The 15,187-nt window shown below is 67.7% G+C and carries 12 protein-coding genes; 7 read left to right on the forward strand and 5 right to left on the reverse strand.

Features of this window, described 5'->3' with window-relative positions:
- Window positions 1-469: 469 nt before the first annotated feature.
- Entirely contained in the window at window positions 470-877 is a 408-nt protein-coding gene (locus AC3WOB_RS12205; RefSeq protein ID WP_492275175.1) for a hypothetical protein, read from the forward strand.
- Window positions 878-1,066: 189 nt separating this feature from the next.
- Complete coding sequence (locus AC3WOB_RS12210; protein ID WP_492275176.1) at window positions 1,067-1,780, forward strand: MgtC/SapB family protein; 714 nt, start codon at window positions 1,067-1,069, stop codon at window positions 1,778-1,780.
- Window positions 1,781-1,791: 11 nt separating this feature from the next.
- Here the strand turns inward: AC3WOB_RS12210 and AC3WOB_RS12215 are convergent, their stop codons facing one another.
- A complete protein-coding gene (locus tag AC3WOB_RS12215) occupies window positions 1,792-3,429 on the reverse strand; it encodes an ABC transporter ATP-binding protein (protein ID WP_492275177.1) in 1,638 nt (545 codons plus the stop codon).
- Between the two features lie 233 nt (window positions 3,430-3,662).
- On the opposite strand from AC3WOB_RS12215, the gene AC3WOB_RS12220 reads away from it, so the two are divergent.
- The 3 genes from AC3WOB_RS12220 to AC3WOB_RS12230 are packed head-to-tail and all read left to right on the forward strand — an operon-like array spanning window position 3,663 to window position 6,636.
- Entirely contained in the window at window positions 3,663-4,430 is a 768-nt protein-coding gene (locus AC3WOB_RS12220; RefSeq protein WP_492275178.1) for an endonuclease/exonuclease/phosphatase family protein, read from the forward strand.
- Entirely contained in the window at window positions 4,427-5,623 is a 1,197-nt protein-coding gene (gene clsB, locus AC3WOB_RS12225; RefSeq protein ID WP_492275179.1) for a cardiolipin synthase ClsB, read from the forward strand. The genes AC3WOB_RS12220 and clsB overlap by 4 nt, the downstream gene beginning before the upstream one ends.
- A complete protein-coding gene (locus AC3WOB_RS12230) occupies window positions 5,620-6,636 on the forward strand; it encodes a lysylphosphatidylglycerol synthase transmembrane domain-containing protein (protein WP_492275180.1) in 1,017 nt (338 codons plus the stop codon). Before clsB ends, AC3WOB_RS12230 begins: the two co-directional genes overlap by 4 nt.
- On the opposite strand, the gene AC3WOB_RS12235 is transcribed toward AC3WOB_RS12230, so the two are convergent.
- From AC3WOB_RS12235 to AC3WOB_RS12250, 4 genes are all read right to left on the reverse strand, one after another.
- Window positions 6,626-7,735, reverse strand: a complete 1,110-nt coding sequence (locus AC3WOB_RS12235) for a DUF748 domain-containing protein (protein WP_492275181.1) — start codon at window positions 7,733-7,735, stop codon at window positions 6,626-6,628. The two genes, AC3WOB_RS12230 and AC3WOB_RS12235, sit on opposite strands and share 11 nt — an antisense overlap.
- Window positions 7,736-7,817: 82 nt before the next feature.
- Window positions 7,818-8,156, reverse strand: a complete 339-nt coding sequence (locus AC3WOB_RS12240) for an ElaB/YgaM/YqjD family protein (protein WP_013393871.1) — start codon at window positions 8,154-8,156, stop codon at window positions 7,818-7,820.
- Window positions 8,153-8,410 carry a hypothetical protein gene (locus tag AC3WOB_RS12245; RefSeq protein ID WP_013393872.1) on the reverse strand — a complete coding sequence of 86 codons (258 nt, stop codon included), beginning with the start codon at window positions 8,408-8,410 and terminating at the stop codon, window positions 8,153-8,155. Before AC3WOB_RS12245 ends, AC3WOB_RS12240 begins: the two co-directional genes overlap by 4 nt.
- 53 nt (window positions 8,411-8,463) lie before the next feature.
- Window positions 8,464-10,236 (reverse strand): thiamine pyrophosphate-requiring protein, encoded by a 1,773-nt coding sequence (locus tag AC3WOB_RS12250; RefSeq protein WP_013393873.1) that lies wholly within the window; start codon window positions 10,234-10,236, stop codon window positions 8,464-8,466.
- Between the two features lie 152 nt (window positions 10,237-10,388).
- Here AC3WOB_RS12250 and glgA point away from each other — a divergent pair, with 152 nt between their 5' ends.
- Window positions 10,389-11,957, forward strand: a complete 1,569-nt coding sequence (gene glgA, locus AC3WOB_RS12255) for a glycogen synthase GlgA (RefSeq protein WP_013393874.1) — start codon at window positions 10,389-10,391, stop codon at window positions 11,955-11,957.
- Window positions 11,958-11,981: 24 nt separating this feature from the next.
- Window positions 11,982-15,173, forward strand: a complete 3,192-nt coding sequence (locus AC3WOB_RS12260) for a maltotransferase domain-containing protein (RefSeq protein ID WP_492275182.1) — start codon at window positions 11,982-11,984, stop codon at window positions 15,171-15,173.
- The last annotated feature ends 14 nt before the right edge of the window (window positions 15,174-15,187 follow it).

A 15,187-nucleotide genomic window follows, 5' to 3' on the forward strand; every position in this document is an offset into this window, starting at 1 on the left:
CCCAGCCTTGCGTCCGCCTTCGACGACTACGGTTGGGCCAAAACTCCAGATGCATGGGACGACGCAGTAGCAGCGCACCGCCATGCAGCAAGGCTACATTGCAAATTCAATGACCAAAGTTGCCAGTTCAATGTACTTCTTCAACTTCGCGGGATTTTTACTGGTGTTTACCCTAGGCCAGCGATATACTGCCGGCACTTTCAACTCACCCGAGATCAATGTGGACAACGACGGATGTAGTCGACACACGACTGCAAGCGCCGCTTGACGCAGGATCCGCGGCCATAGTCCGCGCCGGTCCTGCCTGAAGCCAGGACCCGGCTCTCCGGCCCCCTCCCAAGGGCCGACAGCCCTATCCCCTACTGCTTGCCGACACGCGATGCGTTGCGCCGGGTTGCGCGCGCCCGCGGCCGGCCAGGCGGCGCATGCATGTGGACCTTCCACCGTACTCCCCGCTAAGGAGACGATCATGCGTATCAAGCGATTCCTGCCTTTCCTGGATCGGACCGGCGCCGCACTGACGGCGGCGGCCGGACATAAGCCGGCCGCGCCTGAGGCAACCCCGCCAAAGCCGGCCGCACCTAAGGCGGCCCCGCCCATCTACCAATTCACTATCGTGAGCCTGGGCGACACGCTCAACGCGCTGCGCAAGCAGCTCTATTACGAACTGCGCGACCTGGACTTGCGCGTGCTGGCGGTGCGCATTTCGCGCAGCGAATCGGATCAACTGGCGTCGACCATCGTCACGCTGCATTGCCCGCCGCACCTGCGCAATCTGCTGGGAGCCGTTGCGCTGCGGCTGGGCCAGAGCCCGGACGTGCGCCGGGTGCACTGGGAATGCGAGTCGGGCGCGGCCATTGCCGTCCTGCCCGCCTGACATAAGCGCGGCCGCGGCCGCAGCCGGGAGGCTGTCATGAAAGATCCGTACAAAACCCTGATGATTGCGCGCGTCGTCGCGCTGGCGCTGATCTGGCTGGCGGGGCTGGTGCTGGTCCTGGCCTCGGTCTGGCGCCTGCCCTGAGCGCCCTGCACTCCCCTCACAACATGCTGAAGCATCGAGAAGAAGATGAAGAACTTCGAAAATATCCAGTTCATCACGTTGGCCAATACCCTGGTCAGCCTGCTGACCGCGTTCGTGCTGGGCTCCGTGGTCGGCTTTGAACGCCAATTCCGCCAACGTACCGCCGGCCTGCGCACCAATGTGCTGGTGGCGGTGGGCGCCGCCATCTTCGTGGACCTGGCGTTCCGGGTGGGTGGCGCCGACGGCGGCTCGCGCGTGATTTCCTATGTGGTCTCTGGCGTGGGCTTCCTGGGCGCCGGCGCCATCATGCGCGAAGGCGGCAGCATCCGCGGCCTGAACACCGCCGCCACGCTGTGGGGCTCGGCTGCCATCGGCGCCTGCGCGGGCGCATCGCTGATCCTGGAAGCGGTTGCCGCCACGGCCTTCGTGCTGGCGGCGAACACCTTGCTGCGGCCGGTGGTCAGCTACGTCAATCGCCAGCCGGTGGATGCGCAGACCACGGAAGTCACGACCGTGATACACGTCATCGCAAACGTGGAGCAGCGGCAGGCGGCGATGACGGTGCTGGAAGACGTACTCGAAACCGAGCAGCTGCCCCTGTCCGAACTGAAGATCGACCAGTTCGGCGAGAACGAGGTCGAGATCGAGGCCGCGCTCAGCGAAGCGTCGGTGGACGAACTGGACCTGGACCGGGTCACCGCCAGCATCGCCGCCTCGCCCGCCGTGCGTACGGCGTTCTGGGCGGCCCGCACGGTGTAGCGCAGCCCGGATCAGGCCGCCTGGCGCAACGCCGCCGAGGCCGGATCCCAGCGCCGCCCCGGCACGGCGGCCAGCAAGGCTTGGGTGTATGGATGCGCGGGCTGGCCGAAGACCTGGGCGCAGACGCCCGCTTCGACCACTCTGCCGTTCTGCATGACCGCGATGTCGTCGCAGACCTGCGCGGCCACGCGCAGGTCATGCGTGATGAAGAGGATGGACAGCCCCAATTGCTCGCGCAGCCGCGCCAGCAGATCCAGCACCTGCGCCTGCACCGACACATCCAGCGCCGATACCGGTTCGTCCGCGATCAACACCTGCGGCCGCATCGCCAGCGCCCGCGCCAGCCCGATCCGCTGGCGCTGGCCGCCCGAGAACTCGTGCGGATAGCGCCGCAGGGCGTCGGGCGACAAACCCACCAATTCAAACAGCTCCTGCGCGCGCGCCAGCGCTTCGCTCCTGGGCGTGCCATGTACGATGGGGCCGCGCGCCACGATCTCGCCCACGCGCTGGCGCGGATTCAAGGAACCGTAGGGATCCTGGAACACCATCTGCACTCGCCGCGCATGCTCGCGCCGCGCGATGGTCCCCTTGAGCGCCAGCGGTTCGCCGGCCAGGCTTATACCGCCCGCGTCCGGCGGCGCGAGTCCCAGCAAGGCGCGCGCCAAGGTCGATTTGCCGGACCCGCTTTCGCCCACGATGCCCAGCGTGCCGCCCTCCTTCAGGCTGAGCGTCACGTCGTCCAGCGCCCGCGTCTCGCGGCCCGGACGGCCGAACCACCCGCGCTTGCGATAGGTCTTGGACACGCCCTGCGCGCGCAGGATGACTGGCGCGTCGGCCGGCAACGCCGGCCGGGCCGCGGCCGGCGCCAAGGGCGGCACCGCCGCGATCAGGGCGCGCGTGTACGAGTGCCGGGGGTGTTCCAGCACCTGCTGCGCCGCGCCGCTTTCCACCAGTACGCCGCGCTGCATGACCGCTACGCGGTCGGCGATTTCGGCGACCACGCCGAAGTCATGCGTGATGAACAGCACGGCCGTGCCCTTGCGGCGCTGCAGGTCGTGGATCAGGTGCAGGATCTGCGCCTGCGTGGTCACGTCCAGCGCGGTGGTCGGTTCGTCCGCGATCAGCAGGGCTGGCTCCAGTGCCAGGGCCATGGCGATCATGGCGCGCTGGCGCTGGCCGCCGGACAGTTCGTGCGGATACGCGTCCAGCGCCCGCGCCGGGTCCGGCAATCGCACGGCGTCCAGCAGTTCCAGCGTGCGGCGCCGGATCTCGGTCCGTCCCAGGCGGGTATGGGTGCGGAAGACTTCCGCGATCTGGTCGCCGATGGTGCGCAACGGATTGAGCGCCGTCATCGGTTCCTGGAAGATCATGCCGATGCGCTGGCCCCGCAGGCGGCGCAGCGCCTCGGGCGCCAGCCGCAGCAGGTCCTGCCCTTCCCACAGCACCTGGCCACCGCTTGCGCGCACGTCCGGCGGCAGCAGCCCCAGGATCGCGCCGGCGGTCAGCGACTTGCCCGAGCCGCTTTCCCCCACCACGCACACGATCTCGCCCGCGCTGATGCTTAGCGACAAGTCTTTCAGCGCGTGCGGACGGTCGGCCCCCGGCGGCAGGTTCACGGTCAGATTCTGGATGCGCAGCAATTCGGTCATGAGTGGTCCACCACGAAGTAGCCCTGGATCGTAGGCTTGCCCGGATCGCGTGGGAACTGCGCATTTCTCATTTGCTCATTCGGTTTGTGGCGCACAGCTTCTGTGGCGCACAGCTTTTGTGGCGCACAGCTTCTGTGGCGCACGGCTGTCGTGACGCTGCGTCAGTTACCCCTGTTTACGTTTTGGGAACGCGGATTGCTCCGCACTGCGGATCGACCCCTACCGGAGCGTCCATGCCCTCCTCGCACTACATCGATGCCACCACGCTGACCGTGCTCACCGTGAACACGCACAAGGGTTTCACCAGCTTCAACCGCCGCTTCATGCTGCATGAACTGCGTGAAGCCTTGAGGCTGGCGAGCCCCGACATCGTGTTCCTGCAGGAAGTGCTGGGAGAACACCAAGGGCATGCGGAACGGCACCAGGCCTGGCCCGCCCTGTCCCAGTATGAATTCCTGGCCGACTCGCTATGGACCGATTTCGCCTATGGCCGCAATGCGGTCTATCCGGCCGGGCACCATGGCAATGCGCTGCTGTCCAGGTATCCCATCGAACGCCATGAAAACCACGACGTCACCGTCCATGGGCATGAGGGGCGCGGATTGCTGCACTGCGTCCTGCGGGTGCCCTCGCTACCTTCCCCGGTCCATGCAATATGCGTGCACCTGGGTTTGCTGGAGGGGCATCGGGGCAAGCAGCTGCGGCGCCTGTGCGAACTGGTGGCGGACGGCGTGCCTGCCGACGAACCGCTGCTGATCGCGGGCGACTTCAACGATTGGCGCCTGCGCGCCGATGCCTTGATGACCGGCTGCGGCACGCGCGAGGTCTTTACTACGCGCCTGGGCCGCCCTGCCCGCACGTTTCCGGCACGTTGGCCCCTCTTGCGGCTGGACCGCATCTATGTGCGCAATGTCCGCGACTGGCAGCCGGTACCGCTCGCCTCGCGAGTCTGGTCGCGGCTGTCCGACCATGTGCCGATCTGCGCGGAGATCGCGCTATGAACCTGCGCTGGCGCGAGCACAACCGCTACACGCTGCTGGAAAACGGCACCGATTACTTTCCGGCGGTGCTGGAAGCGATCGGCGCGGCGCGCAGCGAAGTGTTGGTGGAGACCTTCATTCTCTTCGACGACGCCGTCGGCCAGGAATTCCAGCGCGCCCTGATCGCGGCAGCCCGCCGCGGCGTCAGCGTGGACCTGACGGTGGATGGCTATGGGTCCGATGAACTGAGCGATGTTTTCGTCGGCGCCATGACCGAAAGCGGCATCCGCGTCCATGTCTTCGACCCGCGTCCGCGCTTCCTGGGCGTGCGCACCAATGTGTTCAGGCGCATGCACCGCAAGATCGTGGCGGTGGACGGCCGGATCGCCTTCGTCGGCGGCATCAATTTTTCTGCCGACCATCTGCCTGATTACGGTCCTGAAGCCAAACAGGACTACGCGTTGCGGCTGGAAGGCCCGCTGGCGGCGGACATTGCGGACTTTGCCCGCGCCGCGCTGGCCGTGGACGCCTGGGCGCGCCCGCGGCGGCGCCGGCCGGCGCGCCTGGATCCCATGCCGGTGGGCGATGGCGGCGGACGCCTGGTGGTGCGCGACAACGTCGAGCATCAGACCGACATCGAACGCTACTACCGCGCGGGCGTACGCGCCGCGCGCGAAGACGTGCTGATCGCCAACGCCTACTTCTTCCCCGGCTATCAGTTGCTGCATGACCTGGCCAACGCCGCCCGCCGTGGCGTGCGCGTGCGGCTGCTGCTGCAGGGCGAGCCTGACGTGCTGGTGGCGCGGCTGGCGGCGTCCATGTTGTATGACTATCTGATCGACGCCGGCGTGGAGATTTACGAATACTGCAAACGCCCGCTGCACGGAAAGGTGGCTTGCGTGGACCAGGACTGGAGCACGATAGGCTCCAGCAACCTGGATCCGCTCAGCCTGGCGCTGAATCTGGAGGCCAATGTGGTGGCGCGCGACGCCGGATTGAACACTGCGCTGCGCGGCAGCCTGGACCGGCTAATCGAACAGGATTGCCGACGCATCGAGCTGCCCGAGGGTTCGAAGCGGCGCTTGCGGCGGCTGTGGATCGGGGTGGTCGTGTTCCACTTCCTGCGGCGCTTTCCCGCCTGGGCCGGCAGCTTGCCTGCGCACAAGCCCCGCCTGAAATCCATAGCCATGGAACCGCAGCGGGAGTCGGCATGAGAGTGTTCCGCTCAACGTTGACGCGTGCATGGTGGCATCGCTGGCCCCGCCTCAAGCGCGTGCTGCCGGCACTGGTGCTGGCCTTGGTCGCAGCGCTGCTGTACTACTTTGGCCGTTCGGTCGACTGGGCCCAGGTCTGGATCGCCATGCGCAGGATTCCGCCAGGCACCATTGCCGCCGCAGCCGTACTCGTCGTGGCGGGCTACCTGAGCTATGGCGCGCTGGATCTACTGAGCAAACGCTACACCCGCCATACCCTACCCTGGCCGAAAGTGCTGGGCGTGGCCATGATGAGCTACGCCCTGAACCTCAGTCTGGGCGTGCTGTTGGGAGGCCTGGGCGCGCGACTCAGGCTGTACGCCCGCCTGGGCTGCCGCAAGTCCTTGGCGACGCGCGTCGCCCTGTTTTCGGCGGCCTCCAACTGGATAGGCTACGCATGGGTCGCGGGCGCGCTGTTCGTCGCGGGCGCGGTGCCCGTGCCGCAGGGCTGGGCCATAGGCTCGAATCTGTTGCGCGCGCTCGGCGTGGCGCTGCTGGTACTGGCGGCGGGCTATGTGGCGGTGTGCGCGCGGGCGCGGCAGCGCACCTGGACCTGGATGGGACAGCACGCCGTCCTGCCCGGCGCCTGGATGGCGGCGGCCCAAAGCCTGGTGGCCGTGCTGTCATGGGCCATCATGGGCGCCATCATCTATCTGCTGTTGCAGGGCAAGGCCAGCTACCCCGCCGTGCTGGGCATACTGCTGTGCGCCAGCTTCGCTGCCCTCATCATCCGCGTGCCGGGCGGGCTGGGTACCACCGAAGCGATCTTCGTGGCCACGCTCGCGCCCGGGATTCCAGCCACCGAGGTGTTGGGCGCGGTACTGACGTACCGCGCGCTTTATGCCTTCACTCCGCTGTTCCTGGCCCTGACGGCGTTTGCCGTGATGGAAGTGAAGCTGAGACACAGGCGGGCGCACGCGGTCGTGCCCGCGGATGGTAGCGGCAAGAATGCGCACGGGTCGTTCAAGGTTTAGGCGTGAGCAGATCCGACAAGGCATTGCCCAGCTCCTTCACGGCGCCAGTGACGCCCTCCGCCGCGCCCTCGGCGCCCACCCCTATCGCATGACCGAAGCCCCGCGCAACCTGCGCGGTAAAGCCGCGCGTGACCGAGAACTTGGGATTGTCCAGGTCGCCTGCCAGGGCGAAGTCGAAGCGCAGCGTGCCGCTCTGGTCCTTCAGCGCCGCCAGCACCGCCTTGCGCGGCAATGAAAACAGGCTGCCGTCGCCGCTGAAGCGCAAGCCGCGCAACGCCACCGTGCCCGTGGCCTGAAGCTGGCGCTTGGCGATGGCGGTGCGCATATCCAGGTCCATGGCGCCCGCTGCCAGCGAGGTGGCGCCATTGTCGGCCAGGTATGGGGCGGCATGCTTGATGTCCATATTGCGCACCGCGACCTTGATGTCCGCATCCGTGCCGCCGACCACCAGCCAGCCCTCCGCGCGCACTGTCGCCGCGCCGTTGCGGTTGCCTTCGATATTGCCAGTGAACTCCATGTCGCTGCGACTGCCGTCGCCGGGTATGGCCAGCGGCCGCAGATGCGCCTGGACGTCCGAAAACGGGATCCGGTGCGCAGGCCTGGAGATCGCCGCGTCCTCGAAATCCAGGCGGCCGTCGCGCAAGATCAATTCCGCGATGCGGATCGGCGTCCTGGGCCGGGACTGGCTGTCGCCGCCTTCGCCGGCCCGCAAGGAGGATTGCAGGGCGGGCGCGATGTCCATGTCCCCATTGGTCCTGCGCACCACGGTGAAGTCGAAGCCTTCGATGGTGACAGTCTTGAAGACCGCCTCGTGCCGCAGGAAGGCGGACCATTCAGGCTCCAGGATCACTTGGCGCGCCGTGGCGCCCGCCTGGCCGGTGCCGCCGGAGATCGTCACGTCCTTGAGGACCACCTGCCGGTATCCGACCTCGACGTGGCCTACCTGGCCGCGCGGGCCCAGCATGTTCGCGATGCGCTGTTCCGCAATGCGCAAGGCAGCAAACGCCAGCACGACGGCCACGGCCAAAATCAGGGTCAAGACCGCGAAGGCGTTCCCCCATGGCGACTTGCGGCGTGGCGCGGCTGGGTCGAGGTTCATCGTGGGTTCCGGAGGTGCGGCGCAATCCGTGCATGGTCCTGGAAACGCCCCGTCTCATCAATGGGCAAAAAGGATTAGGCGCTCAGCGGCGTTTATGGTCTGACATGAGGCACACGCCCGCCAGCACGCCGATGAGCGCGGCGCCGGCCAGGCTTTTCCATGCGTTCTCGTGAACGTATTCATCGGCGGCATGGGAGGCCTGCCTGGCCCGGTCCCAGGCCGCCTGCTCCCAGCCTTTGGCGTGTTCGCGCGCGGCTTCCAGTTGCTGCTTGAGGCCGTCGCGCGCCGCTTCGATCTCCGAGCCGCCGTAGCTGGCCGTACTGCGCAGCAAGGCTTCGGTTCCGGAGATCAGCTCGCGTATCGTGCGCGCGGAGTTGTCAGCCGGTTGAAAAAAGTCCCGCAATCCATGGTGCTTGTTCATACGTGCTCCTCGTGAAAAAAGCGTGCGCTCTGAACCGTCGCAAGACGCGGTCCGTCGAGCCGGTCGATGCCGGGCGTCTGCTGGGGATCCAGCCCGGGCATGGGGTTTGGCAGACTGTCGGGCGGCCAGCGGCCGCGCTGGTCTTTTTCCTGTCCGGCCGGATCGGGCCCTGGCTGTTCCGCCGGGTGCTGCGCCGGGTCCGGTTGCTGCCGGTCCCGGGGCTGGGCAGGCTTTGAAGGCGTGGTCTTGGTCATGTCAGGCTCCTGCAGAGGCAAATGTGATCGATGCGGCAGAGCGGCTTGCGGCCTCACCCTGCCCACCATTGCTTGATGGTCGCGCGCAGGGCCGCTCCGCCCGCGGAGGCGTCTTCCTTGCGCAGCGCCTGGAAGTACGCCGCCACCTGCTTGAGCGGAACGTGCGGCGGCAGAGGCGGCATCTCGGGGTCGGTCACCATTTCCAGCACTACCGGACGGGTCGCCGCCAGGGCCTGGTCCCAGGCCTCCCCGACGGCATCGGGGTCATCGACGCGTATGCCTTCCAGGCCTAGCAGGCGGCCGTACTCCGCATAGGAAAACGCCGGCAACCATTGCGAATCCGCAAACCGCGGATCGCCGCCCATGACGCGCTGCTCCCAGGTGACCAGATTGAGGTCGCCGTTGTTCAAGACCATGACGATCAAGGTGGGATTGGCCCAGTCCTTCCACCGATGGGCGACGGTAATCAGTTCATTCATGCCCAGCATCTGCATGGCACCGTCGCCCACCAGCGCGATGACGGGCCGGGCCGGGTGGGCCAGCTTGGCGGCCAGGGCATAAGGCACGCCGCAGCCCATGGTGGCCAGGCCGCCCGATACCGAGCCCATCATCCCTTCGCGCATGGCGATGTCGCGCGCATACCAGTTGGCGGCCGAGCCCGAGTCGCAGGTGAGAATGCTGCTCGGCGGCAGCCGTTTGGATAGTTCCAGAAAGGGGCGCTGCGGATTCAACGGCCTGGCCTGGACCATCGCGCGCGCTTCGACGGTCTCATGCCACTGCGCGACCTTGCTCTCGATGCGCTCGCGCCAGCGGCGCGCGGTCTTGGGCTGCAGCAAGGGAATCAGGGCCTGCAGGGTCAGCCGGCTGTCTCCGACCAGTCCGAGCTCGACGGGATAGCGCAGGTTGAGCTTGCGGCCGTCCAGGTCGATCTGCACCGCCCTCGCCTGCCCCTCGGCCGGCAGGAACTCCGAGTACGGAAACGACGTGCCCACCATCAGCAAGGTGTCGCACTCGTTCATCATGTCCCAACTGGGCTGCGTGCCCAAAAGGCCGATGCAGCCCGTGACGTACGGCAGGCTGTCCGGCACGACCGCCTTGCCCAGCAGCGCCTTGGCAACGCCCGCACCCAGCAGTTCGGCGACCTGGCGCACTTGCTCGCCCGCGTCCAGCGCACCGGCGCCGACCAGCATGGCGACACGTTCGCCGCGGTTCAGGATGTCGGCTGCGTTGCGCAATGCGGCATCGCCGGGCACGCCGGCGTGCGAGGTCATGCCTATGCCGGTGGGCACGGTGCCATGTTCGCGGGCAGGCTTTTCCACCGCCGGCAAATCCTGCACATCGTTTGGAAAAATGACGCAGGTCACGCTGCGCCGCTCCATGGCGATGCGCATGGCCCGGTCGATCATGTGCCGCGCCTGCTCGGCGGTCGCCGCCATCTGCACGTAATCGTGCGCCACGTCCTTGAACAGGCTGATCAGGTCGACCTCTTGCTGGTAGTCACCGCCCAGCGCGCTGCGCGCTTGCTGGCCCACCAGCGCCACGACAGGCTGATGGTCCAGTTTGGCGTCATAGAGGCCGTTCAGGAGGTGGATCGCCCCGGGGCCTGAAGTCGCCAGGCATACACCGGCTTGCCCGGTGAATTTGGCGTGGGCGCAGGCCATGAACGCGGCGGCTTCTTCGTGGCGGGCTTGGATGAACTCCAACGGTTCCTCAGTGCGCCCGAAAGCGCCGATCAACCCATTGATGCCGTCCCCCGGATAGCCATAGATTCTTCTGACACCCCATTGGGACAGCCGCTCCAGCACAAAGTCCGCCACAGTCTTCATTCGAGTCTCCCGCGGTCGCCCGCCATTCGACAGAACGCCGGGATCAGCAATTGCCATTCCCGGCGTCCTGGCGCCTGCGGCGGGCACGGCGCTTGCGGATGAAAGCCTTGCGGCGGACGCGTTGGACGATCCGCCACACAAAGGGAGTTGGCATGGCGAAGATTCGAACCCTGGTAGTAGCGGGTGAAGCATTTCCCCTGGCGAAGACGGGTGGCCTGGGCGATGCCATCACGGGCATGGCGCGCGCGCTGCGCGAAGCCGGATTTCCCTTGATGGTGTTGCTGCCGGCGTACCGCGGCGTGCGGCAGCGCCTGGAGCGGGTCCGGGTAGTGGCCCCCCTCCACAACTTGCCGGGAGGCGAGGCGCGGCTGCTCGCCGGACATTGCGCCCAGTCCGGGCTGGACTTCCTGCTGCTCGAGAACGATGCGCTCTATGACCGGCCGGGCCTTTACCTGGACGAGAACGGTTGCGAGCACACCGACAATGCGCTGCGCTACGCGGCGCTGGCCCATGCGGCGGTGCGCGTGGCGGGTGGCCTGCCCGGCATTGCGCGCCCGACCCTGCTGCACGTGCACGACTGGCACGCCGGACTGGTACCGCTGCTGCTGCGGGAATACGGGCCGCGCGATGTCAAAAGCATCATGACCATACACAACCTGGCCTTCCAGGGACAGTTCCCGATGGAATGCGCCGAGTCCCTGGGCATCCCCGAGCGCTACCGCAATGACGAGGGCGCGGGCGCCTGGGGCCGGCTGAATTTCCTCAAGACCGGAATCCGTTATGCCGACCGCGTCACCACGGTCAGCCATACCTACGCTCGGGAGATCCTGACGCCGGCCTTTGGCTGCGGCCTGGACGCGCTGCTGCGGCGACGTGCCGCCGACCTGGTTCCCATCCCCAACGGCATCGACAACATGCTGTGGAATCCGGTCCGCGATCCGCACCTCGGTTCCTTGCGCTACTCGGCGCGCGACCTCGGCAGGAAGGCGCGCTGCAAGGCGGCCCTGCAACGCGAGTTCGGGTTATGCGAAGACAGCGATGCGGTGCTCGTGGCCATGGGCAGCAGGCTGACCGAACAGAAGATGGCGGACGTTGCCGCGCAGGCCCTGCCCCAGGCCCTGGAGCGCCACCCGCGCTTGCAGGTCGCCATCCTTGGCCAAGGCGAACGCCGGCTGGAAGAGGCGTTGAAAGCGCTGAGCGCGCGCTACCCGGGACGCTGCGCCACCCATATCGGTTATGACGAGGCGGTGGCCCACCGGCTGCATGCGGGCTCCGATGTGCTGCTGCATGGCAGCCGCTTCGAGCCCTTCGGCCTGACGCCGCTGTATGCGATGCGCTATGGCTCGATCCCGATAGGTTCACGGGTGGGCGGCATGGCCGACACGATAGACGATCCAGGGCCGCGCGCACCGCTGTCGGCGATGGCCGGCGCCAACGGCCTGCTGTTCGACGGCGACGATCCGGCGGCCATGGCCGCTGCGATCACGCGCGCCCTGAGCCTGCGCGAGGATGCCATGCTCTGGCGCACCATGCAGCGCAACGCCATGAGCGCGGATTTCAGCTGGCGCTCGGCGGCGGGCCCCTACGCCGAACTTTACCGCTCGCTGGCCGAGGCCGATCGGCGGACGCGAGTCCCGGCGCAGGCCGAGGCAGCGGCGAGCGCCGCCGCCCTGCGCGCGGGGCAACGTTCCAGCGGCCGGCTGCCCGCACCCGCCGTATAGGCACGCCCACAGGAGGAACCGCAGGTGCCTACAGCCCACGCCGCCCACGCTCCATTGCGCTTCTACCATGCCCGAGGCGGCGCGCCCGGGCCTTCCTCCGCCCCTGGCGGCGAATCGGGACCGGCCCTGTATGCGCGCCTGCGGCAACGCGGCTTCAACGCGCTGCTGCTGCCCGCGCCTTGGCTATTGGGCCCTGACAGCCTTTCCGCCGCGCCGCTGGACGCCGACAGCGCCTTGCTAGCAGGCAGGCGCGTGCCCATGGCCGAATGGATCGGACATGTGGCGGATCAGCTAGCGCCGCATGGGCTGGCGCTGTACCTGGATATTGTCCTGGACCGCTGCGCCGTCGGCGCCGTGTCCGGTACGGCGGGCCCGGGCTGGTACCAGCCACCTCCCGAGAACCCCGCTCGCGATCCGCGCATGAGCGCCGAGGCGCGCGGCGTACTGCATTTGCGGCCGGGCCCTCTGCCCCCCGGTTTTCTCCAGGCTTGGCGCGAGCGGCTGGAGCGTTGGACGGAACGCGGCGCCGCGGGCTATGCCTTTCAAGCGCCGGAATGTCTCCCGGCCCCGGATTGGGCCGAATTGGCGGCGGCCCTGCACGGCGGGCGAGCGGCCCCGCAACTGCTCGCCTGGGCCCAGGGACTCACGCCCGAATCGCTGGCGGCCCTGCGCGGAGCGGGATTCGACGGCCTGTTCTCATCCTTGCCGTGGTGGGACTTCAAGTCCGCATGGCTGGCGGAAGAAGATGGCAGACTGCGCGCCCTCGCACCCGTGATCGCCTCGCCGCCGCATGCGGATACGCCGCGCGGCGCGGCCGACAAACGGGCTGCCTGGACTGCAGCGCTATGTGCCGACTTCCTGATGTTCGACGACCAGGATGAAGCCCGCCTGCCCGACGTCGCCGCCGCCAACCACTGGTTTGCGCAGGCCGGCTTACGCGGGCCGCTGCGCCTGGCGGGCGGACGCGATGGCCATTGCACCATGCTGCTGCGCGCATGCGCCGCCGGCACCGCCGTGCTGGCGCTCAATCCATCGGACACGGCCGAGGCAAGCGTGGATTGGGATGCGCTGGCCCCTCTATTGCCCCCGGCCGATTTCCTGTCCGAAGGCGTGCCGGACGGCCTGGCGCCACAAACCGACCACCTCGCGCCCGCGGGCTGCGCCATGTTCCTGCTCGAACCCACGCATCCGGTGCGCGAACCCTCGCGGCACGCTGCAAGACGCATGGACGGCGCCGCCAGCCAGCGCATCGTCGTCGAACAGGTCAGCCCCGCCGTGGATGGCGGCGCCTTTCCCGTCAAGTGCATTCCGCATGAGCGGATACCGGTGTGCGCCGACATCTACATGGACGGCCACGAACTGCTGGCGGCCGAACTGCGTTGGCGTGCGGCCGACGAGACCTCATGGCGCGCCACGCCCTTCGCGCGCGGTTTGAACGACCGCTGGGAGGCCGCGTTTCGTCCGCGCCGCATCGGGCCGCATGAGTTCGCCATCCACGCCTGGTTCGACGCCTGGCAGACGTTCCGCCATGACCTGGAAGTCAAGCGCCAGGCCGGCGTGGACCTGCGCCTGGAGGTGGAGGAAGGCCTGCTGATGCTGCGCGCGGCCCTGGCGCGCGCCCGCAACGCCTCCCATCCCGGCGCCATGACGCTGCGCAACATCTTGCAGCGGTTCAGCAAGTCCGCCGAAGGCGAGACGGTTCCGCCCACGCCGGAGCAGCTGTCCGCCCTGTTGGACGAGGACCTGGCCAGCACCATGCGGGAACTGGACGACCGCCCCTTCGAATACGTCAGCCCCGCGCCCTATCCGGTCTGGGTGGACCGCAGCCAGGCCTGCCACGCCAGCTGGTATGAACTGTTTCCACGGTCCCAGTCCGCGCAATCCGGCCAGCACGGCACCTTCGACGACGTCATCGGCCGGCTGCCCGACGTGCGCGAGATGGGGTTCGACGTGCTCTATCTGCCGCCCATCCATCCCATCGGGCAGCGCAACCGCAAGGGACGCAACAACAGCCTGGACGCGGCGCCGGGCGATGTGGGCAGTCCGTACGCCATCGGCTCGGCCGAGGGCGGACACGACGCCATCGAACCCCTGCTGGGCGGGTTGGACGGCTTCCTCAGACTGGTGGAGGCTGCGCGCGCGCACGGCATGGAGGTCGCGCTGGATTTCGCGATCCAGTGTTCGCCGGACCATCCCTGGCTGGCGCGCCACGCCGACTGGTTCTCCTGGCGGCCGGACGGTACGCTGCGCTACGCCGAGAATCCGCCCAAGAAGTACCAGGACATCGTCAATGTGGCCTTCTACGGCGCCGCCGCCCGCCGCGCCCGCAAGCTGGCTTTATGGCGCGCGCTGCGCGACGTGGTGCTGTTCTGGGTGCACCATGGCGTGCGCACCTTCCGGGTCGACAACCCGCATACCAAGCCCCTGCCGTTCTGGCAGTGGCTGATCGCCGAGGTCCATGGCCAGCATCCCGACGTGATCTTCCTGTCCGAAGCCTTCACCCGCCCCAAGATGATGTACCGGCTGGCGAAGATCGGCTTTACCCAGTCCTATACCTACTTCACCTGGCGCAACGACAAGGCGGAACTGGAGGCATACCTGGAAGAAGTGTCCACGCCGCCTGCCGCGGACTTTTTCCGGCCGCACTTCTTCGTCAACACGCCGGACATCAACCCCTATTTCCTGCAGTCCTCCGGCCGCCCGGGCTTTCTGATACGGGCCGCGCTGGCCGCGCTGGGGTCCGGTCTGTGGGGCATGTACAGCGGCTTCGAACTGTGCGAGTCGGCTGCCCTGCCCGGCAAGGAGGAATACCTGGATTCTGAGAAGTATGAACTGCGCCAGCGCGACTGGTTCGCGCCCGGCAACATCCGCGCGGAGATCACCCGCCTGAACCAGATCCGGCGCGCCAACCCCGCCTTGCAGAGCCATCGGGGCCTGGCCCTGGCGCGCAGCGGCAACGACCGCGTGCTGGCGTTCTGCAAGTCCACGCCCGGCCGCGGCAATTTCATTCTGGCGGCGATCAGTCTCGATCCCTTCCAGCCGCAGGCGGCGCGCATCGAAGCGCCCTTCTGGCTGTTCGGCCAGGCCGACACCGGGCGGCTGGTCGCCGAAGACCTGCTGGCCGAACGCAGCGAGCCATGGCAGGGCCAGACCCGTGAACTGACGCTGCATCCCGATCAACCCTATCGCGTGTGGCGCCTGTCGCTGCATGGCTGACGCCGCACGCCCAT

This window comes from Achromobacter sp. FW305-C-30-7, assembly GCF_058783105.1.